Genomic DNA, 21,643 nt, shown 5'->3' with positions numbered 1-21,643 from the left:
TTTATCGAGCCGTATTTCCTGGCCGCCTTAATGCAACTTCAATGACTCTTGCTATATGGCCACATTAATCAAAATCAGCGAAACGCCTCATGATAATGTCATGCATTACAATTTAACACGGATGCCCAGACACCTATGACAGCAAAATAAGCGATCGGGTATTAGCGATTAAATAAGGCCTTGACTATAAGCATATCGAATCAATTCTGTATTCGATGATATACCGAGCCTACGCATAGCGTTATATTTTTGAGTTGATATGGTACTAATCGTCCTATTTTGTCTTTCGGCAATTTTTGACAAGGAGAATCCTGAAGAGAAGAGTCTTACCACTTCCATTTCTTTAGGTGTTAATATTGCTCGCTTATTACCGTCAACACGATTGGCATCTCTGAGTGCGCGTATCGTCGGCGATAAATAGCTAGATTCGCCTTCGACTACGTGGCGGCAGGCAGAAACAACTTCTTCAATATCATCAACTTTACTAACGATCGCACTAACGCCATAATCTAACGCTTTATTGAGAATGGCAGAGTTCCTTTGCGAGGTTAGCAGTACTAATTTCACACCTGGTGCTTGCTCATGAATTTGCTTAATCTTCTCAAATCCATCCAAAGCACTATCATTATTGCTTACTGCAAAATCTGTTATAGCAATATCGGTGGGATCATCCGTTAGTCTTTTTAGTAATTCGTTACCATACTTCGATTCATTCGTTACCTCAAAATCAGGCAACGAAGAAAAGGTATGTTGCAACGAATTTAAGATGTGAGGATGGTCATCTGAAATAGCGATGGTTGTCTTTTTACACATAACATTAGGTCCCACTAAATATATGAATGAAAACCAGTGCATGGATCGAAGGTCAAATGACGTTAAGCGGCATTGAAAATTAATTTAGTAAATTAAAAAACATTTCCTAATACCCGTCAACCGTGACCTAGCCATGCCATTAATCCTTATGTTGACACTATAACAGCCCGCTAGATTAAGGAAATAAATTTTCAGTTAATCAATATAGATAAAGCACTTTTCGCCCCATCTCAATCCATTTCTGAACACTGAAACAGACTTTATTTGAGTTAAGAATAATGCATCATGCGTGACGTAACAATTTGAAATAATATTACCAAAGATTATCACCACCTAAAAAACGATAAGTTAATTTATATGCATTTAATCTACATCATTAATTAAATAATAAATTAATCATAAAAATCAATAAATTGCAAAATACAGCTCTGGAATAATAGTCGCGATTTTTAGATAGTAATTTTATTACTTACTGTTGAGGAGATACCTGCACACCGCTTAACTTGATATTAAATAACAGCAAAATACGCATTCTCCCCGCTTTAGATCACGATATTTGGCATCATCTCAGTAGCCTGGAAAAACTAGAGACATAATCCGAGAAGAATACCACATGCACCAACTAACCAAGATGATTAACGTTGCCGTATAAAAACCAATAAAATAAAGTACATAATGAAAAAATAAATCATACAGTCGTACTATTTACACCTTGGTTTTCTTATAAAGGAAGCCTCATTCATTTCATTTACAAAAGACTAACATCATATGATTTTGTTTTTATAGCCAAAAAAATCTAATAACAAATTTAATTTCCAACAGGAAAATTCTTAAACAAGAAATATATATCCTAACTTCTGTGTAAATATGAACACTTGCTAATATGAGTAAATATTTCTACTTAGTGCAGTATTGCGATCACAGAGTAGAAAGCACAAGATAATCAAACAAGCTCAAGTGGGTAAAAGGAAAGCATCTGATGGCACGATGTAGTTGGGTATCTGAAGAACCCATTTATATTGAATATCACGACCAAGAATGGGGTGTACCGGTAAAAAATGGCCGCGAATTGTTTGAAATGCTCTGCCTGGAAGGCCAACAAGCCGGGCTGTCGTGGATTACCGTGCTTAAAAAGCGGGAGAATTATCGTCGCTGTTTCCACCAGTTTGATCCACAACGTGTTGCCCAGATGACCGGACAGGATGTTGATACACTGGTGTTGGAAAGCGGGATTATTCGCCATAGAGGAAAGATTGAGGCCATCATCAGCAATGCCCGCGCCTATTTAGCAATGGAAGCTTCCGGTGAAGATTTTGCCCAGTTCGTCTGGCAATTTGTCAATCATCAACCACTCATTAATCGCCCACGCAGCCCTGAAGAAGTTCCGGCTAAAACTGAGCTCTCGGACGCACTGTCCAAGGCGCTAAAGAAGCGCGGATTTAAATTTATCGGTTCAACAATCTGCTATGCCTTTATGCAGGCCAGCGGCATGGTGAACGATCATCAAACTTATTGCAGCAGCCATCAATAATGAGTAAGCCAAAGGCTGTTACGCCAGCGGGCGTATCACATATTACTTTTCCACATGTGATACGCCCGGTACAGCCTGCTGATATAGAACCACTGATGTTGTTGTGGCTGCAGGCATCTATTGATGCACATCCGTTTATTGCCGCGACCTATTGGTTTGAAAGTGCAGCCATGGTGCGAGATACCCTCGTATCGTCAGCTAATACTTGGGTAGCTTGCCATCAAGAAAGTGGCAAGCTCATCGGTTTTATCAGCCTGCTTAATTCCCAGTTTGTCGCCGCGCTGTTTGTCGAAAAATCCGTATATGGGCAAGGCGTTGCCCAACAGTTGATGGCCGAAGTGAAATACCATTACCCTTCCCTGCTGCTCGAGGTTTATCAGCAAAATTTCCGCGCGGTTGCTTTTTATCACAAAGAAAATTTTAGCGTCGTAAAAGAGACGCAGCACCCCGGCACCAAGCTGCCCACCTGGGTTATGCGTTGGCAAAACGCGCGCTAAATCAGCAAAAATAAACAAACCGTCAAGCCCATAAATAAGACAGATTTGTCTTAGTGCTTAGTTTGCGCATTTCTCGCATAAAGAGCACCGAGGCAGCTGTTTATGCTGTAGTTGCGCTAGTTATACTTGTCGCTGCGTTGCAATTCTTTATGTTTTGACACCTTTTTGTACGGAACATTTTTTTCTGTCTCAGGTCATAATTCGCAGATTCTGTGATGACCACGTTGTGGATGTTACGCAACGTTCAAGCGATTGCCCCAGCAGAAATTATCTAGAGGAAATAAGAATAAATGAGTAAACGTATTTTGGTTGTTGCCAGTGCACTGTGTATCACTATGGGATTATCAGCCTGTACTACCAATCCTTATACCGGAGAATCTGAAGCGGGCAAATCCGGCATTGGTGCAGGACTTGGAGCCGTGCTGGGCGCAGGCGTCGGCATGTTATCTTCATCGAAACACGATCGCGGCAAAGGTGCCTTGATTGGTGCTGCAGCCGGCGCCGCATTAGGTGGTGGTGCGGGTTATTACATGGATGTGCAGGAGTCTAAACTGCGTGACAAAATGAAAGGCACCGGTGTTAGCGTCACTCGTCAGGGCGACAATATCGTGTTAAACATGCCGAATAATGTGACCTTTGATAGCAGCAGCAGTACCTTGAAGCCTGCTGGTGCGAATACCTTGACCGGTGTCGCAATGGTGCTGAAAGAGTATCCGAAAACCGCTGTTAACATTATCGGCTACACCGATAGCACCGGTACTCGCGATCTGAACATGCGTCTGTCACAGCAACGTGCCGATGGCGTAGGTAGCGCACTGATCACCCAAGGCGTCGACGGCAGCCGTGTTCACACCTCAGGCGCTGGCCCGGATAATCCGATCGCCTCTAACAGCACCGCCGAAGGCAAAGCACAAAACCGCCGCGTTGAGATTACGCTTAGCCCGCTGCAGTAAGTTTGCCCATCATTGGCTAAAGCGTGATAACGCTTTAGCCAACCTTGCGTTATCTCCCGAAAAACTCACCCACTAATGCAGCCACAACATCCTGTGTGCTAGTCTCCTGAGCACAAAGTACAAACGAGGATGGAAAGTGAGTAAAAATACGGGGTCAGTTCCAGCGACACGCGCCACGATCAAAGACGTAGCGAGCGCGGCTAAAACCGGAAAAACCAGTATTTCCCGTTATTTAAACGGGGAACAGCATTTGCTGTCTGACGCCCTGAAAGCTCGGATTGAACGGGCTATCTCCCTACTCAACTATCAACCTAGCCAAATGGCTCGCAGCCTAAAAAGTGGTCAGACTCGTCTGATTGGCTTAATCATTGCCGATATAACCAACCCTTATTCAGTTCAAGTGATGCGCGGCGTAGAAGAAGCCTGCCGTGAACAAGGCTTAACGTTATTGGTCTGTAATACCAATAATGAGCTGCATCAGGAACAACATTATCTGCAATTAATGAGCAGTTATCGTGTCGATGGCATCGTGGTAAATGCGGTTGGTATGCGTGAAGATGCAATCTCCACACTGCAACAAGCGGCGATGCCGATGGTATTGATCGACCGTAAAGTCGCGCATTTTAGCTGTGATATGGTCGGGCTGGATAATGCCAAAGCCACAACAGAAGTAACCCACCATTTGTTGGAGCAAGGGTTTGAGGCAGTCCTGTTTTTAAGCGAACCGATCACTGTGAATACTCGCTTTGATCGCCTGCACACTTTTTTAAAATGTATGCAGCGCCATGCGGATAAAACAGCCGAACAGGCCGAGGTGCTGCTAACCGACAGCGTTGAGTTGGAAAGAGTGCTACGTGAATTTGTTGCTCGCCACCCTTATAAACGTAAAGCGGTGATTTCAGTTAATGGTGCTCTCACATTGCTCATCGCCAAAGCGATGTCGCGCATTGGCCTAGAATGGGGCAAAGATATTGGCCTGGTAGGTTTTGATGATCTGGAATGGGCGGAATTGGCAGGCGTTGGTATCACGACATTACGCCAGCCGACTTATCAAATGGGCCGCACCGCACTCGGCCAACTGGTAGAACGTATTCAGGGTAACAACGCGCCTATTCGTGAACATACTTTCTCAGGTGAACTGGTGATCCGCGGTTCAACCCGCACCTTATAAACCGCTACTCGTACAGGCCCGCTCCATACATTGATACATTAAAATCATTGATGTTATGCGTGCCAAAGAATGTTGCGGTTGTTCGTGAGCAAGATCATGTTTTTTCATCGCTAGACTTCTTTATGGTACCGGTTCCATATACCGTAATAACGGTTGTTAAAGCGCAAATTAAATAGCGCTAATGGGTAGGCTTAAGACGAGTTCTTATAGGAAAATGCGTATGAACAATAAACCTGATGTAGCGGAAATCGTTGTGGTTGCAGCGGCCTATGGACAGGATAAGGTTCGAGAGCTTGGCGGACAAAAGGCGTTATTACCCATTGTCGCGCAGTCAGGTGCTGAGGGCATTGAGATACGTCGTGAGCTGATGACTGATGCGGAAATAGACCAACTAGAAATATTGCGATCGCAAATCAGAGAACATCAGTTATTCTCGTTTTATTCCGTTCCCGAGTTACTGTTTGTCGCTGGAGGCGAGGTAAACCCCAATCTGCCACGCTTCTTATCAGAGGCTCATCAACTAGGCGCACGAAAATTAAAAGTCGCTTTGGGCTATTTCAGCGTAGGGGAAGACTTAACCCCGCTGAAAGTATTGTTAGAGCGCTATCCACACCTCGACGTCGTAGTTGAGAACGACCAGACTTCTGACTGCGGCATTCTTTCGCTGCTCAATGCCTTCTTCTATGCCGCTGAAGCCTCGCATCTGCCAGTGTCGATGACGTTTGATATGGCTAACTGGCTCTGGGTGGGTCAAGACCCTCTCGCCGCAGCGACGCGCTTGGCCAAACACGTTGGCTATGTTCATGTCAAAGCGGCTCATCGCAAAAATGGCAAGCTCCATGCCGTCGCATTGGATGACAGCGATGGAAGCTGGCAGCAAGTACTCGCCGCTTTACCTGGTAATGTAGCGCGTGGTATTGAATTTCCACTAGAGGGCGAAGACTTGACCGCCATCACTCGTCACTACGTTGACCTATTACGCCATGATGCACGGTGATGCCACCGTTGTTATCCCTATTAGCTTACTGGAGTAAGTCATGAAGCCGTCTATTGTTTTGTATAAAAAACTTCCTGCCGATCTACATAAACGCCTGGAGCAACGTTTCTCTATTGTCGAGTTCGATGGGATCACCGAGGAAAATCGTCCGCAGGTATTAGAAGCTTTGCAGCAAGCCGAAGGGTTGCTAGGTTCCGGTGGAGCCATTAATAAAGCGCTGCTTGACCATGCGCCGAACCTGCGCGGCGTATCAACCATTTCCGTCGGTTACGATAACTTTGATGTTAAAGAACTGACTCGCCGCGCTATCCCATTGATGCATACACCGACCGCGCTGACAGACACCGTCGCTGATACCGTTATGGCGCTGGTACTCTCTACTGCTCGCCGCGTGGTAGAGGTAGCTAATCGGGTTAAAAATGGCGAATGGAATGAAAACGTAGGTGAAAGCTGGTTTGGCGTCGATATTCATCATAAAACGCTGGGCATTGTTGGCATGGGCCGCATTGGTCTGGCGGTGGCGCAACGCGCGCACTTCGGCTTTGATATGCCGATTCTTTATAATGCCCGCAGCCAACATAAAGAAGCGGAAACCCGATTCGGTGCACGTAAATGCGATTTGGATACCTTGCTGCAAGAGTCTGATTACGTCTGTGTGATCTTGCCAATGAGTGATGAAACTTTCCATCTGATCGGCAAAGAGCAATTTGCCAAGATGAAATCTAGCGCTATTTTGATCAGCGCAGGTCGCGGACCGGTTATCGATGAGCAGGCGCTGATCGCTGCCCTGCAAAACGGCACTATCCACGCCGCCGGTTTGGACGTATTTGAACAAGAACCGGTCGCTAAAGATTCACCTCTTCTGAAAATGCCAAACGTGGTAGCACTACCGCACGTTGGCTCCGCAACGCATGAAACCCGCTATGCGATGGCCGCATGCGCAGTAGACAACCTGATTGCGGCGTTGACCGGCGAAGTGAAAGAGTTTTGTGTAAACCCAGAAGTGCTAAAAAAATAGTATTAAGAAGAAGTTAATAGAAAGTATTGAGCGGAATAAAGAGTACTGAGCGGGCAAGGATGTCCGCCTCAGCCTCCAATGGACTAAAGCAATAACGACATAAAAATAACAAGTCACCGTACTACGATTGCACTGCACTAACTCAGTGCGTTATGGTGAACGCCACATTCCGATAACATACACAGTGACTTATGACATTCTCTGCTTTCGGCGATAAATTTACCCGATATACCGGTATTACTCGCTTAATGGACGATTTAAATGAAGGCTTGCGTACACCTGGTGCAGTGATGCTCGGTGGTGGCAATCCAGCCCAGATCCCTGCTATGAAAGCGTATTTTCAGCAGCTACTCGGGGAAATGCTGGAAGAGGGCAAACTCACCGAAGCATTGTGTAATTACGACGGCCCGCAAGGCAAAGATGTGTTGCGCCATTCATTGGCCAAACTGCTGAGTAAAGAATTGGGCTGGGAGGTTGACGCAAAAAACATTGCGCTGACCAATGGTAGCCAAAGTGCCTTCTTCTACCTATTTAACCTGTTTGCCGGTCAGCGTGCCGACGGTACCTCGCGCAAAGTTCTGTTCCCGCTGGCACCAGAATATCTGGGCTATGCCGATGCAGGACTCGACGAAGACCTGTTTGTTTCCGCCAAACCTAATATCGAACTGCTGCCAGAGGGCCAGTTTAAATATCACGTTGATTTTGACCACTTACATATCGGCGAAGATATTGGCCTGATTTGCGTCTCACGGCCGACGAACCCCACCGGCAACGTGATAACCGATGAAGAACTCATCCGTTTAGATGCATTGGCTCAACAACACAATGTGCCGTTACTGATTGATAATGCCTATGGTGTTCCCTTCCCTGGCATCATCTTTAGTGAAGCGACACCGCTGTGGAATGCCAACACTATTTTATGCATGAGCCTGTCAAAATTAGGCCTACCGGGTTCACGCTGCGGTATTGTTATCGCCGATGAGAAAATCATTACTGCGATTACCAATATGAACGGCATCATCAGTCTGTCTCCGGGAAGTACCGGACCGGCAATCGCCAATGAAATGATTGAGCGTGGTGATTTATTGCGTCTGTCGGAGGACGTCATCAAGCCTTTCTATTTGCAGCGCGTAAAACAGACGATTGCTACGTTGCGCCGCTATCTGCCAGAAGACCGCTGTCTGATCCATAAACCAGAGGGGGCGATTTTCCTCTGGTTATGGTTTAAAGACCTGCCGATCAGCACTGAAATCTTGTACCAGCGCTTAAAACAACGCGGCGTATTGATGGTACCAGGCCACTACTTCTTCCCAGGTCTTGAGCATCCTTGGCCGCATACTCACCAGTGCATGCGTATGAACTATGTGCCGGATGAAGCGCTTATCGAACAAGGCGTTAAAGTCCTGGCCGAAGAGATCGAACGCGCGCATAACGAGCACGCCGCCAAATAATAGCTATACCCAAGAAACGTCAATATGCAGGTAGGCGGCAATCGAGAGACAAATCGGTCAGGAACCGATTTGAACAGCGCTTGCGCTGGGCCGTTAGGCTGAGCCTCAGGGAAGAGGCTCATAGTCCCCAGGAGCTTAGATAACTAAGTGACTGGGGCGAACAAGAGCAGCCAACACCCCTGCAACTTGAAGTATGACGGGTATATAAAAAAACCGGAAGACCCTGAGGTTCATTCCGGTTTTTTACGCTCAATCCGTCATAGACTCATAACAAACTGATTTTTAACTCATTCATTTATAAAATATTGAGTTATCAGGCGTTATCTTCTAGCGCCGGTGGCTGTTGCCCAATCGCAATTTTCTGTGGTTGCAGCGCCTGAGGTACTTCTCTTACCAGGCTGATATGCAGGATGCCGTTAACAAATTCAGCGGCGGAAACCTGCATATGCTCAGCCAGCGTGAAGCTCAGGCTAAAGGCTTTGAATATTAGCCCTTGATGCAAATATTCCACTTTTGCATCCGTTGGCGTTGGCGTACCGCTCACTGTTAAACGCGGCCCTTCGACCTCAATATTGAGTTCACTTTGTTTGAACCCGGCTAATGCCAATGAGATGCGATAATGGTTATCGTCTGATTTCTCAATATTGTACGGAGGATAAGCCTGGTCGCCGCCTTGCATTGAGCTGGCAAGTTTATCAAAGCCGATCCATTGACGCAGAAGTGGGGAAATATCGTAATTACGCATAATGTAACTCCTTCTATGAAGCGAGATAGTGCCACGAAATAAATCCGTGACGTTGCAGCTCCCTAACGGCGAGCCTTTAATCAATAGACTTCAAAGTGCAAGCAGGCGGTAACTGAGAACAGCCAACAACCCTGCAATTTGAAGTATGACGGGTATAAACTTTATTCGTTTTTACTTGTCTGAATTAATCAGCGAATATCGATACGTCGAGGTTTAGATGATTCTGGCACCACGCGCTCTAAATCGATATACAACAGGCCATTAGCCAGGTTGGCGGATTTAATTTGAATATGTTCAGCCAGTTGGAATTTTCGCTCGAAATTACGTTCGGCAATGCCTTGGTATAAATAAGTGCGTTCGGCGGCTGTGTTGGCATGAGCCCCTTTCACCAGCAACATATTGTCTTGCGCGGTGATATCCAGCTCAGACTCCTCAAAGCCTGCGACAGCAATAGCAATGCGGTAGTGGTTTTCATCCACCAGCTCAACATTGTATGGGGGATAACCGCCACCTTGGTTTTGGCCTGATTCAATCAAATTAAACAGGCGGTCGAAACCAATAGCAGAACGGTAAAGTGGAGAAAGATCGAAAGTACGCATAAAACTGCCTCCTAATAAATGCAGCGAGGATTGTGAATTTACCTTCCTAATAGGACAGGTCGACAACGCGGAATATCCTGACGGCATATTCATTTATTACGTTGTAAGGCGTTTATCGCGCCGTACAGTAAAAATGGTGGCAATGGTAAAAATTTCAAGCCACCGCAATAAAAAAAGTTGTGATGGGTATAAAATTCATCGGGATGTCATTTGATGTTGTTAGTGATAATTCGTTGATAAATTCAGTAAATAACAGGCGAATTCCGTCTCATCACTTACAATTTAATGAGGCGACTTCCACCGAGCCTTAACAGGTACGGTGAATTTTTTGATTGAATGACATTGCTTGCACCTTCGGCAGCACCACTCCGCCAACAGCAGAGGTCTTCAATCTGATTGCAAACAGATGGGTTAACATGACTAAATTTTCATGGTTAGCATTAATGGCGATGACAGGCGGTGCGCTTGTAGTCACGAGCGGTTGTTCAAGCGTGATGAGTCATACCGGGGGCGATGAAGGGTATTATCCCGGCACTCGTTCAGACGTAAATATGATTAAAAGCGATGAGACAAGCTGGGCCATGACGCCGCTTATTGCGCTGGATCTGCCGTTTAGCGCAGTGTTAGATACCTTGCTGCTGCCTTATGATTACTATCGCAGAGGTACAATCAATACGCGCCAACGTATTGAGGCCAGTGAACAACATAATCTGGCGCTGAGCCATGGCGTAGACATTGATCATGTCCCGCCAATGACAGCCAGCCAATAACGTCATTCACCTCGTCATGATTCACCCAGCCTGCGTGACAAATAGCTGGGCGAATCCTGCAATAGTGCGCATATAAGCCACTAAATGACCATCAGGTGAAAAGACCACGGCTTCTGCGCATGGCGCCACTTCAGTTCGTGGTGTCAACCGCCGCATTTCACCGGTCGCAAGCTCCAACAGCATCACGCTGTTATCACACACCATCGCCAGCGCTTTGCCATCGGCTCGCCAGCTGAAAGCCGATTGAATGGAGCTTGGTGCATGGCTGATTTGCTGCGGAGCTCCTCCATTGGGAGAAACCGTCCACAGCTGCACAATACCCGCGTCATCAGCCATTAAAAAGGCAATTTGGCTACCATCTGGCGATGCTCGCAGCCAGTGACGTGGTTGCAGCGTAATACCGGGAAATGCGCGATCGCCGGTAAAGGTAATGCGCCGCTGTTGTACGCCCTTTGGCGGTGCAGGCAGTTCCGTTGTCGTTCCGGCCAACGGCGTTGTTCCTGCAATACGATATTCATCGTCAGATTCAGGTAAATCGACCACAAAAATTTCTGGCAGCTTCTCACCTTGTGGCGACAATGTATCGCCAATAAAAGCCAGCGCCCAACGCTGACGAACGCCCTCAGCGTTGATATATCCCTGCTGACCAATCCAACACTCTTCATAAGCGCGGTTAATCTGGTTACTACCCGGCTGTGGCGTCGAGGTCGTTTGACTGACCAGCACACAAAAATGGCTGCCGTCATATTCACGCGGGTGCTGTTTATCGACCACGACTGGCTGCGAGGCGAGCGCCACGCCAACGTTACGTAAGTCCCGCGTAATATCCAGCTCATGCATCAGATGATCGTTGTAGGTAAAACTCAGGCGCGACCCATCCGGGCTAAAGACATGCACGTGGCTACCACCACGCAGCGCACCGTCGGTAAAGGGGGGCGTAATATCCATGGCATCAAGATTGCACGGCTGCGGTGCTGGCGGGCTAAGAATGACACCTTGCCGATGATGAAAATCATAATGCCATTGTTCATCCGGGTGCTCAGGGCCATGAATAAATGCGTAGCGGGGCGGCATCTCCGGGCTGACGGTGACGACACCGACATGAGCGCCGTGCTCAGCCTGATATAACACTTCCACTTCGCCACTGCTGACATTCACCCGTTCGATGGTTTCACCGCTAAAAGAGCCGCCGTGTGGGCGCACGTCATACACGAGCCATTGGCTATCGGCAGTCCAGACATTAATGTTGGTCAGTTGATGTCCACGCGCATCAAACGTTAACTGTTGTTCACCCTTCACGGCCTATTTCCCCCGGCTTCTCGCCGCTGATAGCGATGGCGTCAGAGTAATCTATTTGGCACGTGGCGGCGACGATAAAGGAGAGTCGAAGGAGAGAGAATGCAGGAAAAAATAAAGCGGCTAACAGGCCGCTTAGGTCCAGCTAAAATTTATACGTCCAGAACAAATTTCTGAATCGCGTAAGCGACGCCATCTTCCATATTGGTCTTAGTCACAAACTGGCTGACAGCTTTAACGCTATCAATAGCATTGCCCATTGCCACGCCGGTACCGGCATATTCCAACATAGCGATATCATTTTCCTGATCGCCAAGCGTCATAATGTTTTCGCGTGGGATACCCAGTTTTTCTGCCAGCATTTTCACGCCTTGGCCTTTATTAACGCGCTTATCAAGAATTTCCAAATAGTATGGAGAGCTTTTCATGATGGTGTAACGCGCTTTATCTTCGGCCGTGATTTTCGCAATGGCTTGATCAAGGAGAACAGGCGTGTCGATCATCATCACTTTAGGGAAACGTAATGTTGGATCCATCTGTTCTGGGGTACGAAAATGTAATGGCATGCCGGTTAGTTGTGCTTCGTGCACCGTATAACGGCTAATATCCGCATTCGGCGTATAGAGATCATGATGGGTAAGCGCCTGGAAACTGACTCCCAGCTCTCTTGCCAACTTCTCGATATAGATATAATCGTCATAAGAAAGTGTCACTTCGGCAAAACTACTGCCGTCTTCAGCATTGTGCACAACCGCGCCGTTATTGGTGATGCAATAGCATCCCGGCTGTTGCAGGTCTAACTCAATGAGATAGTTTTCTACGCCAACATATGGCCGCCCTGTTGCCAGTACGACATGAACACCTTTTTGTCTGGCAGCAGCAATCGCCTGCTTTACTGCGGGTGTCACGTTATGCTGCGGATTGAGCAGCGTGCCATCCATATCAATTGCGATTAATTCAATAGCCATAACATCCTCGGAAGTTGAGTGATTGCTTTAATGCTAGCGCGAACACAAGCGCGAAAGCCAGCCTAAAAAAAATCCACAGCCAGTATTAGCGCTATGGATTTGAATAACGAGAATCAGTGGCTACTTTTTCGCGGGGATGACATCGACGATACGCACCACATAAACCATCGTGGAATTCGGTGGGATTTTTGGTGGATAACCTTTATCACCGTATGCCAGTTCTGGCGGAACCACCATAGTGATCGAACCATGATTCTTCAGTTTAGAAAGCGCCTCACGGAACAATGGCGGATAGCGGTCAATACTTTGTGACAGTACCGAACCGTTAACGTCCATATCCTGAATAATCGTACCGTCGGTCAAGCTTTCCTGTACGACCACATCAAGTACGGCACCCTCTGGAATATTATCATCGCCAGGATAATCAATATGATACCAGAACCCAGAATCCGCTTTCTGGCTCCCCTTCTTCTTGCTGAATTTAGAAAGATAGCTCTCACTCATCGTTTTCTGTCGGGTCATATTCTTTTTCTTCGCCTGGAATACTTCCTTATCGGTGTCACGCATCGCTTTGGTTAAAGCATCAGGTGCCAACTTATAGCTACCGTTAAAGGAGTCAACGATGCCAGACAACAGCAGCTTGCGATCGGTTGGTACGCCAATACTGGCTTGTTCTGCCTGAACTTCCAGCACGTTTCGACCTAAGGCGACGCCTGCCGCATAGGATTGCTTATCCTTCGGCGTGACCATTTTGACATCAGGTTGTAATAGCGTGAGCTGCCCTTTTAGCCCTTGGATATCTTTCTCAAACTGCGCCAAGGTTTTGTCTTTCTCGCCCAGCAAGTCTGCCGACTGTTGTAATTGCCGTTGGACATCCTGTAACTGCTTATTCAGAGAGGCTGTCGTGGACTCCAACCCTTTTTGCGATGCGGTAAGATCTTTATCAGCTTTAGCTGTCAGCTCAGCCAACTGCTGGCGTAACGCCTGAGCATCTTGCTGTGCCTGCGTGGCATCAGCCTGCGCCTGCGCACGTTCTTTTTGTACCACCACCAGCTGTTCTGCGCTCTGTTGCTGCTGCTTCTGTACCTCTTGCAGCTGCTTTGTCAGGGACTGGGTATTTTTTTCCAGGCTCGTTTGGGCGGCAACCACGTCCTTATCGCTTTTAGATTGCAATACCGTTAGCTGCTGGCGTAATGCCTGAACATCTTGCTGTGCTTGCTTGGCATCAGCCTGCGCCTGTCGATGCTCTTTTTGCATCGCGGCCAGTTGTTCGGCTGTCTGTTGCTGCTGCGTTTGCGCATCCAGCAGCTCTTTACTTAAGGACTTTTGAGTCGTTTCCAGACCATTTTTTGCCGTAGCGACATCTTTATCGGCTTTCGATTGCAGATCACTCAACTGTTGTTGTAATGCCTGATTATCTTGCTGAGACTGTTTGGCACTGTTCAAGGCCGTTGCTAATTGCTCTTGTGTCTGCTGGCGCTGTGTTTGTAGGTCTTGTAATTGATGGCTTAGAGATTGAATCCTTTTATCTGCGCTATCTTGCGATATCGCGACATCCTTGTCAGTTTTGGACTGCAACTGACTTAACCGTTGCCTTAATGACTGGTTATCTTGTTTCGCCTGTTGTGCTTGAGCAAGGGCTTGGGCACGCTCTTGTTGAGCAACACGCAAGAGATCGGCAGCTTTTTGTTGATCCGGCGGACGCTGGAACCCTTTACGCACACCTTGAATCAACTGCGTAAGCCCACCGGCGACATCCGCTTTAGGCTCTGCTGCTACCGGCTCCGCGGGCCGCTGCTTTAATGCTTCTAGCTTGCTCTGTAACGCGTTGATCTCAGCCTGCTGACGTTGCAGTTGCTGCTCTTTTTTACGCAAATTCACCCGCAAATTTGCGTCGAGTTGATGTAATTTCTTAATGGTGTCACTTTCAACCGGTTTTATCACCGGTGCCGGTGGTACTTTAGTCTCGGCCAGAGGTCTGGCAGGCGCTGCTTTAGGATTTTGATAATGTTCTGCAAACTGCAACAAGGCAGGAACACTGCTATCAGCTCCATATGAAGGCAGAGATATTACTGCGACTAGACCAACCGGCAACCACCAATGTGGACGCCGTTCTATCATTTAGACAATTCCCCGCGATTAGACAGTGAATCCAGCACCGCTTGGCCAATCGTGGCGCATAAACGTGCCGCTTTGTAATGATAGAGCGCGTCAACCGCGCCTTGCGTGTCGCCATTAACATCTTGGCGGATCCCGGCGTACTGAGCGGCGCCAGACATGATGCGGTCAAACTCATGTTTTTGCACAGTGTAGGTAGCCGGAGCGATAGTTTTTAACGCCTCCAACTCTTGCTGGCATTGCTGTAAGCGGCGAGTTTCAGGATCGGTGCTCGTTTGTACCGTTAATTCTCTCTGTGTCGGTGGAGAAACATATTTTTGTTCTGTCGGTACAACATTTGTCTTAGGCTTTTGTAATGCGCAGCCAGCCAGCGTCGCACAAAATAATATGCTCACTGTTGTCAATAAATTACGCGTTATATTGCTGTTCATCCTTGGTCTCACTTGGAGTAATATCCTGGCTATTATTTGTTAAAATAAAAAATCATTTTAACAACATGATTTTTTATCTACTCACATAACTAAATATGGTTATAAATTGGATATTCAATCATCATTCTCATTGCACCCATGGTTCGAGTTAAATTCTCAAACATGATAAAAATATCCATATTCACGCAGCCCAAACACCACAACAAAACCTATGATTATTAACAATAAAGTCCACAATCATAGTTTTAAAATAAACTATTTTCTAAGGAATTTACGTCAGGCTAGCGGTGAAAATAAACCAGACAATGTCTATTTTCAAGCCCACTATACCGTACTTCCCTTGATTGCCCAACGTTAGGCAATAACCAGAACGGTATTTTCAAAGCCTGACTAAGAAATAGTAAAAACGCCATTAATTATGTTATGCCCAATAACCAATTAATTAACAGAAACGCCGCTTTTATTTATCTAATATGTCGCATACTAGTCAGGTGAAACTGTCACCGTCAGCACGGACTGATATTTCTTAGCCTCTATGCTTTCCTGCTCTCTATTTGGGTTTAACATCATTCCCACCGTTAATTCATGCGTGTCAGTTTGCCCCTCGGACAGCGCGATAGGATGATGTTTTTCAAACCCTAAAATACCCGCCGCCCCATCCATACTCACATCGCTACCTTCATATTTCATTGGCCAGGCAATCGCCCTATCGTCAGCGGTAGTCAGATCTCGGCCATTAGACTCGCAGTAATTGCCACATTTAACCTGCACCGTATAGCCAGAAGTCCCTTGGCAATGGGTTGTGATACCCGCAGTTTTAGATGAAGTCTCACCATTTTTTAGTTTATTAAGGGAGACAGCACCAAAATCTAGCGTTGCCGGTACAGAGATAGAACAAGTAGATAAAGCGGGGATCGTTCCTTGCCCGGTTATTTCAACAAATCCGGCATGATTATTATTAGCACTGCAATCGAACCCAATATCGCTACTCGAAGTACCTAGACAAAGATAAGCGGTACCGATTGGCTGTGGTGAATCAAAAACATAATCTTTACCGGTGGGATTGCTGATAGTGACTTTGATTTGTTCGGCATCGAATCGGTTATCTCCGACAAAAAAGCCACGGTCACGGCGTATCCAGCTTTTACGCTCATAATTTTCGCCAACCCCGACAAATACTTCCATCGCGACGGTCACCGGAAGACTTTCTAAAAATCCTGACTTTTCAGGGATCATCCACACCTGAACCGACTCGTTGCCCTCAGCACAGCCAAAATCTCGCGATGCGCTGTGCGTACCATCAACCGAACCGGCCCCAAAAATCTGGCCATTCTGCGTTTGTGAAAAGGAGATCACGCTGGAGTGATAATCGACCTTGCCTGCCTGGTAAAGACAAGGTGTCGCGAACGCTTTGATTGGAACAAGGCTGCCGAAAAGCATCAGCATAATAAGGCGGAAAAAGTTCGGGTTAGAGATGATGTTTAACATGTTCATATTATTTTGTTTTTTATCGAATTATTGAATCTGTTGAGCCTGTTTCGTTAACAAGCGGCGGGAGGGGCGGCTACTGGTAATCTAAGTAGATTGACGCTGAACTCTTGGCTTCTCCGGCTCGCGGATTGTCCGTAGTCGCCACATATTGAGCGTAAAACAGCAGCGTATTTTTATTACCCGTTACCAGGTTATATGTGGCTAATGCTGCGTCATTGACGGGAATAATATTTTTGTCTTTATCCAGCAAGTAAATAGCCACGCCTTGAGCGGCTGAATCGCCAGCCGACGTTAGCGCCAACGCTTGGGAATTCTGTTCATCGGCAATACCTTTCACCGTGACATTGACGCTTTTTGCCGCATCGCCACACTCTTTCAGATCAAGATGGAAACTTTTTAGCGAAGATGTTTTACCCGTCGTTTGCAGCTCGCGCAGCGCAATAGACCCCAACGGCACAATGACCGATGTGCTATCCAACGTGCAGGTGTTAGCAATAATTTTTCCGCTGATCGTCACCGATACCGGCTCGCTTGACGCTAAGGCTAAAGGCGCATTTATCCCTGCCATTGCCATGGTCAGAAGACTGGCAATAACCTTTCTGGTTATCTTCATAAGGAGATTCTCATGTCTAGGTATTTACGCCTTTTACGAAGGCTCAATGGTCACGGTCAATACCGCAGTATTAGTGCCGGGCTTTGGCGATACCTCACCCACTTGGGGAATAACCGTCACCAGCGTTTCGGCATCATCGAAGCGATCGCTGGCCTGAGTGACTTCATACACCGCACTGCCCGCAGACAAGTCGACATCCGTGTTATCAATACTGAGACAATAATTCAGATGACCGGTATCTGTGCCGATGCAACTACCGCCTTTAATGGCGGGGCTAAAGGTATATTTGTATTTTTGGGTGCCGTTACACGAGGCTTTGAGCAGTAAAGTCGATTTATAATCAGCCAGTTTATCGCCCGCACCTCGACCGCTCAGTTTGCCCATTGGTAAGTCGGGCATAGTTAATGTCGAAGCCATATCAAAGCTACAATCAGCCACAACACTGACCATCAGCGTCATATTTGCCGAATGACCCGCAGCATGCGTTAACGCAGTAGCTAACGTGAAAACCAGCAACAGGCTGCTGCGTAGCACAATAATTTTCAGCCTTTCCTTTAATCTATTCATCACCATTCCATTGAGTATGCTGCCGGGTAAAACACGCTTCTCATCTTTATTAAGAGGCATTACCGACAGTCTGCTGCTATTTGTATCAAGGTTTCTTCGATTGCTTTTTTCGGCAAGTGGTAACTGACCACACACTGCTGACCGGCGTCTTTACCCCACTGCGCTTGCAGTTTTCCGCTCAGCGGTAGCCCTGATAAATAAACCTGGCCGTCATCACCAACAATACTGCCGCTTTCGCCACTGGTGACGGTGGCACCAAATGGCAGAGGCTTACCGTTATGAGTCAAGGTCATCAATACGCGCAGGCCAACACGGGTTTTGAAATCAGCCTTCACTAATGCCCCTCGCGAGGGAACCACGCGGTTCACCGCACCCTCGATATCGGTATGATCATCAAGCGTCGTCGTATCAAGAGCCACGCGGTTTTCGCGGTAAACCATCGCGTAAGGCAAGACCGCATAACCTCGCGAGTCGGTATGAACTCCGGTTTGATTTTCCACCGCCACATTGCCTGCTCCTGGTGCCGCAACCAACACGTTGGTATCTCCCAAAGGCTGACTCAGCGTCAGACCCTCACCATGGACAACGATGCCACCGGATAAACCATAATTAACCTGGCGATAATGACTGCTGTGGCTGTAGCCAACATTGCTATTGCCGTAGGCGCCCTGATAATTGAGGTTAGCATTGCCGCTTTCGCCACCGAGGCTTGTTCGGCCTTGGCTCACGTTCCAGCTCAGATTGTTATCATCAAGCCAAGTACCGCTGATGCCGACTTGCTGCGACGTTGTGCCGTTGTTGTCACGACTGGTGTTGATGTTGGCGTAAACCGGATGATGCACTGACAACCTGTCGCGATCGCCAAACCAGCTGTCCAGAGGTAGAGAAAGCGTCAAGGCGACCGTTTGATCGGCACGCGGCTGGCCGGTAATACGACGATAACCATAAGACAGGCTATAACTTACGCGGCCGATACTGCTGCTAAACCCCGCCTGCAATGAATTATTAGCACTGCTGTTGTTCCAATAGGTTTGACGGCTACCGAGTAAATACACCGAGCCATAACGCCCCAATCGCTGCGAGACATTCGCCTCGAGTCGCTGACGCTTAGTGTTATGTAAATTGTAGTAATCGGCATATGACGGACGAGCCTGTGGTTCATCCTCATGACTATTTTCAGTATCCCAACCAGACATGCGTTTTCTGGCGGTTTCCGCCAGGGTATGGAATCCTTGAGTGGAATAGTGATAACCCGTTAGCTGAAACGTGGTTCCAAGCGAATTTAACGAACGCGCATAGTGAAAATGCAGCGACTGCCCTTGATGCTGACTGCCATCGGCCAAGGTACTATCAGCATGCGTTACATCCGCCGAAACCGCGCCCCATGTCCCTAAATTCAGCCCCACACCAAGATTGAAGGCGCGGTAATTATCTGCATATTGGGCACCGCCATATACCGTCGTATTATGCGGAGTCCCCCAAACCAGAGTGCCCTGCGCAAACGTCGGTGAATCATCCTGATCGCTGCCACTGCGGTATTTTCCCGCCGTTACCGAATATTTAACATGTCCTTCGCGCTGCAAAATCGGTACCGAAGAATAGGGCACGGTAAATATCTGCTTGCTGCCATTCGCTTCCGTTACCGTGACTTCTAAATCACCGCTAGAGGACATGGGATAAATATCATTGATGACAAATGCCCCCTGCGCGACATAGGCCTGATAAATCACATAACCACGCTGGCGAATGCTGACTCTGGCATTGCTGCTGGCTATACCGCGTACAACCGGGGCAAAGCCTCGCATGCTATCAGGATACATATTGTCATCCGAGGCCAGTTGTATCCCTTGAAAGCCAAAGCCTTCGAATACTTCACCGCTGGTCGAGGTATCACCCAGCGTCAATTCACTACGCAGCGGGACAATGGTTCGCTGAAGATAGGTTTTGACATGCTGCCACTGCTGAAAACTGCGAGAGTCGCTGCTATACCGGCTCCAGGTACTGTAATCACGCAGCCGCCAGCCCGACAGATTCAATCCGCTATTGAGGTTTAAATAGTAACGGTCACTCTCACCCTCTTTGCCCTTGCTGCTATCACCGCTAACGCTGTAGTTAAATAAGGCGGCATTGATGCCGTGATCCCACTGTTCCGGTGGAATATAACCACGCGCCTGAGTTTTCATCGCCACCTGCGGAATGCTGATATCCAGACGCATTTTTTGAAAATCAAAGGTGGTCGATGCCCTGGGAATCATTGTCCCTAAGGGGACACATTCATCTGCTGCAAGTGCGGCCAATTCAGGGAATGCCGCCGTATTCACATTAAGCTTTTCCAGTGCCTGAGTAGTAATACAGGCGGTAAGCCCGGTATTATCCATCGCCACGTTTTCTGTCGTCTCAATGCCGGGCTGTGCATCCTTTGAAACTGATTGACTGGCGGTTTCCTCAACCTCATCACGCACCAGAAAATTAATACTTTTAGAGGAAATAAACGCCTTATTGAGATAAACGTCGACAATATAACTGCCGGGTTGTTGACTGCCATTTTTCTCAAAGCGTGAGAGATCGGCAACCTCCTGCGGATCGCCCGATAATAGTGCTGGGTTAAAATATAATTCCGCATGTAGATCAAATGAAAAACCTGACAACATGAATGCTATCGACGGTATTAATTTGGCACGTAAACATTGACTGTTTTTTTGCAGTTTCAACATGATTTATTTTATTACTTCTGGAATTATATCGTCAGCCATCTTACCCATCAGATGAGTTCAGCCATTCCCCTTTAAAGAGAATTAAACGGTAGATATATTGAGTATTTGATTACCAAAAAAATCAGACGGATTTTAATTGCTATAAATTAATGATCCGAAATTATTTGGATGATATTTATGTTATTTCATTACTGCTTTAACTTCAGGTGTCACTGCACCGTAATCATTAATAGTGTGGAAAGTCACTGGACCATTAACACCAGCAGGCAATGCAACCGTGGTCTTATCTTTAGGTGCAACCATCACATCAGATAATTTATGGTTTCCAACTTTCAACTCAGTGACTGTAATGTAGTAAGGAGTCGGATTAGTAATACTTAACTTATTAGCCTGTTTGTGGAAACTTAACTCCGCAGGTGCAGCATCCGCGCTCGGTGTTAATCCATCAGGGCGAACAAAAAGCTTAACTCGAGTTATTGCTGCTAGCATCAACACACTCTTTCCTTCCAATGCTTTTTTATCAGCAGAAGGGACAGCTTTGGCGTTGAAATAATATAAGCTCTCACGATCTTTGGGCAAAATCTTCCCGGTATACATCAGGCGCAGTGTATTCTCGTTTTTCGGACCACTGACAAAAAGCGGAGGCGTGGCAATAAAATCCTTACTTTTTTTCCCGTGCGCGTCTTCCACCCAAGACTGAACAAGAAACGTCGATTTATCAGAGGTATTCTGGATAGAAACGTTGGTCTGCTTTGCATCTTGTGGATAGATAATCCGCGTTCCGCCTAAAGCGATACCACCGGCATATAAATGGCTCGATGCAAGAGATGTCACAGCCAGCAGCAAAGCCAGGCCGGTTTTCTTTAAGGTGAATAATGACATGATAACCTTCTCTTTGGT

General features: G+C 47.0%; 20 protein-coding genes. 8 read left to right on the top strand and 12 right to left on the bottom strand.

What is annotated here, in order from left to right; all coding sequences use genetic code 11:
- Window positions 1-168: 168 nt before the first annotated feature.
- Window positions 169-813, bottom strand: coding sequence for a response regulator (locus ACL9RG_RS03905; RefSeq protein WP_422791282.1), 645 nt, complete (start codon window positions 811-813; stop codon window positions 169-171).
- 979 nt (window positions 814-1,792) lie between these two features.
- Between ACL9RG_RS03905 and ACL9RG_RS03900 the strand changes: the two genes are divergently transcribed.
- The 7 genes from ACL9RG_RS03900 (at window position 1,793) to ACL9RG_RS03870 (ending at window position 8,431) form a co-directional block, all read left to right on the top strand.
- On the top strand, window positions 1,793-2,344 hold the full coding sequence (locus ACL9RG_RS03900) for a DNA-3-methyladenine glycosylase I (protein WP_422791281.1): 552 nt from the start codon (window positions 1,793-1,795) through the stop codon (window positions 2,342-2,344).
- Window positions 2,344-2,841 (top strand): N-acetyltransferase, encoded by a 498-nt coding sequence (locus ACL9RG_RS03895; RefSeq protein WP_422791280.1) that lies wholly within the window; start codon window positions 2,344-2,346, stop codon window positions 2,839-2,841. Before ACL9RG_RS03900 ends, ACL9RG_RS03895 begins: the two co-directional genes overlap by 1 nt.
- Window positions 2,842-3,131: 290 nt before the next feature.
- Window positions 3,132-3,794, top strand: coding sequence for an OmpA family lipoprotein (locus tag ACL9RG_RS03890; RefSeq protein WP_422791279.1), 663 nt, complete (start codon window positions 3,132-3,134; stop codon window positions 3,792-3,794).
- 136 nt (window positions 3,795-3,930) lie between these two features.
- Window positions 3,931-4,965: a LacI family DNA-binding transcriptional regulator gene (locus ACL9RG_RS03885; protein WP_422791278.1), complete on the top strand. Its 1,035-nt coding sequence runs from the start codon at window positions 3,931-3,933 to the stop codon at window positions 4,963-4,965.
- 220 nt (window positions 4,966-5,185) lie between these two features.
- On the top strand, window positions 5,186-5,962 hold the full coding sequence (locus tag ACL9RG_RS03880) for a sugar phosphate isomerase/epimerase family protein (protein ID WP_422791277.1): 777 nt from the start codon (window positions 5,186-5,188) through the stop codon (window positions 5,960-5,962).
- Between the two features lie 40 nt (window positions 5,963-6,002).
- Window positions 6,003-6,980: a glyoxylate/hydroxypyruvate reductase GhrB gene (gene ghrB, locus ACL9RG_RS03875; protein WP_422791275.1), complete on the top strand. Its 978-nt coding sequence runs from the start codon at window positions 6,003-6,005 to the stop codon at window positions 6,978-6,980.
- A gap of 191 nt (window positions 6,981-7,171) precedes the next feature.
- Entirely contained in the window at window positions 7,172-8,431 is a 1,260-nt protein-coding gene (locus tag ACL9RG_RS03870; RefSeq protein WP_422791274.1) for a valine--pyruvate transaminase, read from the top strand.
- A gap of 313 nt (window positions 8,432-8,744) precedes the next feature.
- On the opposite strand, the gene ibpB is transcribed toward ACL9RG_RS03870, so the two are convergent.
- Entirely contained in the window at window positions 8,745-9,176 is a 432-nt protein-coding gene (ibpB, locus tag ACL9RG_RS03865) for a small heat shock chaperone IbpB (RefSeq protein WP_422791273.1), read from the bottom strand.
- A gap of 188 nt (window positions 9,177-9,364) precedes the next feature.
- On the bottom strand, window positions 9,365-9,775 hold the full coding sequence (ibpA, locus tag ACL9RG_RS03860) for a small heat shock chaperone IbpA (RefSeq protein WP_422791272.1): 411 nt from the start codon (window positions 9,773-9,775) through the stop codon (window positions 9,365-9,367).
- A gap of 416 nt (window positions 9,776-10,191) precedes the next feature.
- Here ibpA and ACL9RG_RS03855 point away from each other — a divergent pair, with 416 nt between their 5' ends.
- Complete coding sequence (locus ACL9RG_RS03855) at window positions 10,192-10,545, top strand: YceK/YidQ family lipoprotein (RefSeq protein ID WP_422791271.1); 354 nt, start codon at window positions 10,192-10,194, stop codon at window positions 10,543-10,545.
- 21 nt (window positions 10,546-10,566) lie between these two features.
- On the opposite strand, the gene ACL9RG_RS03850 is transcribed toward ACL9RG_RS03855, so the two are convergent.
- The 9 genes from ACL9RG_RS03850 to ACL9RG_RS03810 all read right to left on the bottom strand — a co-directional run bounded on the left by ACL9RG_RS03850 (window position 10,567) and on the right by ACL9RG_RS03810 (window position 21,625).
- Window positions 10,567-11,844, bottom strand: a complete 1,278-nt coding sequence (locus ACL9RG_RS03850; RefSeq protein WP_422791270.1) for a DUF3748 domain-containing protein — start codon at window positions 11,842-11,844, stop codon at window positions 10,567-10,569.
- A gap of 149 nt (window positions 11,845-11,993) precedes the next feature.
- Window positions 11,994-12,809 carry a sugar-phosphatase gene (gene yidA / locus ACL9RG_RS03845; RefSeq protein ID WP_422791269.1) on the bottom strand — a complete coding sequence of 272 codons (816 nt, stop codon included), beginning with the start codon at window positions 12,807-12,809 and terminating at the stop codon, window positions 11,994-11,996.
- Window positions 12,810-12,929: 120 nt separating this feature from the next.
- Window positions 12,930-14,930, bottom strand: a complete 2,001-nt coding sequence (locus tag ACL9RG_RS03840; protein ID WP_422791268.1) for an FKBP-type peptidyl-prolyl cis-trans isomerase N-terminal domain-containing protein — start codon at window positions 14,928-14,930, stop codon at window positions 12,930-12,932.
- Window positions 14,927-15,358: a hypothetical protein gene (locus tag ACL9RG_RS03835; protein ID WP_422791267.1), complete on the bottom strand. Its 432-nt coding sequence runs from the start codon at window positions 15,356-15,358 to the stop codon at window positions 14,927-14,929. Before ACL9RG_RS03835 ends, ACL9RG_RS03840 begins: the two co-directional genes overlap by 4 nt.
- 483 nt (window positions 15,359-15,841) lie before the next feature.
- On the bottom strand, window positions 15,842-16,852 hold the full coding sequence (locus tag ACL9RG_RS03830) for a hypothetical protein (RefSeq protein ID WP_422791266.1): 1,011 nt from the start codon (window positions 16,850-16,852) through the stop codon (window positions 15,842-15,844).
- Between the two features lie 70 nt (window positions 16,853-16,922).
- Window positions 16,923-17,462 carry a fimbrial protein gene (locus tag ACL9RG_RS03825; RefSeq protein WP_422791265.1) on the bottom strand — a complete coding sequence of 180 codons (540 nt, stop codon included), beginning with the start codon at window positions 17,460-17,462 and terminating at the stop codon, window positions 16,923-16,925.
- 33 nt (window positions 17,463-17,495) lie between these two features.
- Window positions 17,496-18,029 carry a hypothetical protein gene (locus tag ACL9RG_RS03820; protein ID WP_422791264.1) on the bottom strand — a complete coding sequence of 178 codons (534 nt, stop codon included), beginning with the start codon at window positions 18,027-18,029 and terminating at the stop codon, window positions 17,496-17,498.
- Between the two features lie 59 nt (window positions 18,030-18,088).
- On the bottom strand, window positions 18,089-20,743 hold the full coding sequence (locus tag ACL9RG_RS03815; RefSeq protein WP_422791263.1) for a fimbrial biogenesis usher protein: 2,655 nt from the start codon (window positions 20,741-20,743) through the stop codon (window positions 18,089-18,091).
- Window positions 20,744-20,923: 180 nt separating this feature from the next.
- Complete coding sequence (locus ACL9RG_RS03810) at window positions 20,924-21,625, bottom strand: fimbria/pilus periplasmic chaperone (RefSeq protein WP_422791262.1); 702 nt, start codon at window positions 21,623-21,625, stop codon at window positions 20,924-20,926.
- Between the last annotated feature and the right edge of the window lie 18 nt (window positions 21,626-21,643).

It is taken from the genome of Rouxiella sp. Mn2063, from assembly GCF_049319665.1.
GTDB lineage: Bacteria > Pseudomonadota > Gammaproteobacteria > Enterobacterales > Enterobacteriaceae > JBMOUD01.
This window is presented reverse-complemented; position numbering and strand designations above follow the sequence as displayed.

What these genes read in the sequence shown, in the direction of transcription:
- ACL9RG_RS03815 (WP_422791263.1), bottom strand. Translation starts at nt 20,743, where the DNA reads ATGTTGAAACTGCAAAAAAACAGTCAATGTTTACGTGCCAAATTAATA.
- yidA (WP_422791269.1), bottom strand. Translation starts at nt 12,809, where the DNA reads ATGGCTATTGAATTAATCGCAATTGATATGGATGGCACGCTGCTCAAT.
- ACL9RG_RS03870 (WP_422791274.1), top strand. Translation starts at nt 7,172, where the DNA reads ATGACATTCTCTGCTTTCGGCGATAAATTTACCCGATATACCGGTATT.
- ACL9RG_RS03880 (WP_422791277.1), top strand. Translation starts at nt 5,186, where the DNA reads ATGAACAATAAACCTGATGTAGCGGAAATCGTTGTGGTTGCAGCGGCC.
- ACL9RG_RS03830 (WP_422791266.1), bottom strand. Translation starts at nt 16,852, where the DNA reads ATGAACATGTTAAACATCATCTCTAACCCGAACTTTTTCCGCCTTATT.
- ACL9RG_RS03900 (WP_422791281.1), top strand. Translation starts at nt 1,793, where the DNA reads ATGGCACGATGTAGTTGGGTATCTGAAGAACCCATTTATATTGAATAT.
- ACL9RG_RS03820 (WP_422791264.1), bottom strand. Translation starts at nt 18,029, where the DNA reads ATGAATAGATTAAAGGAAAGGCTGAAAATTATTGTGCTACGCAGCAGC.
- ghrB (WP_422791275.1), top strand. Translation starts at nt 6,003, where the DNA reads ATGAAGCCGTCTATTGTTTTGTATAAAAAACTTCCTGCCGATCTACAT.
- ACL9RG_RS03825 (WP_422791265.1), bottom strand. Translation starts at nt 17,462, where the DNA reads ATGAAGATAACCAGAAAGGTTATTGCCAGTCTTCTGACCATGGCAATG.
- ACL9RG_RS03905 (WP_422791282.1), bottom strand. Translation starts at nt 813, where the DNA reads ATGTGTAAAAAGACAACCATCGCTATTTCAGATGACCATCCTCACATC.
- ACL9RG_RS03890 (WP_422791279.1), top strand. Translation starts at nt 3,132, where the DNA reads ATGAGTAAACGTATTTTGGTTGTTGCCAGTGCACTGTGTATCACTATG.
- ACL9RG_RS03835 (WP_422791267.1), bottom strand. Translation starts at nt 15,358, where the DNA reads ATGAACAGCAATATAACGCGTAATTTATTGACAACAGTGAGCATATTA.
- ibpB (WP_422791273.1), bottom strand. Translation starts at nt 9,176, where the DNA reads ATGCGTAATTACGATATTTCCCCACTTCTGCGTCAATGGATCGGCTTT.
- ACL9RG_RS03810 (WP_422791262.1), bottom strand. Translation starts at nt 21,625, where the DNA reads ATGTCATTATTCACCTTAAAGAAAACCGGCCTGGCTTTGCTGCTGGCT.
- ibpA (WP_422791272.1), bottom strand. Translation starts at nt 9,775, where the DNA reads ATGCGTACTTTCGATCTTTCTCCACTTTACCGTTCTGCTATTGGTTTC.
- ACL9RG_RS03895 (WP_422791280.1), top strand. Translation starts at nt 2,344, where the DNA reads ATGAGTAAGCCAAAGGCTGTTACGCCAGCGGGCGTATCACATATTACT.
- ACL9RG_RS03840 (WP_422791268.1), bottom strand. Translation starts at nt 14,930, where the DNA reads ATGATAGAACGGCGTCCACATTGGTGGTTGCCGGTTGGTCTAGTCGCA.
- ACL9RG_RS03855 (WP_422791271.1), top strand. Translation starts at nt 10,192, where the DNA reads ATGACTAAATTTTCATGGTTAGCATTAATGGCGATGACAGGCGGTGCG.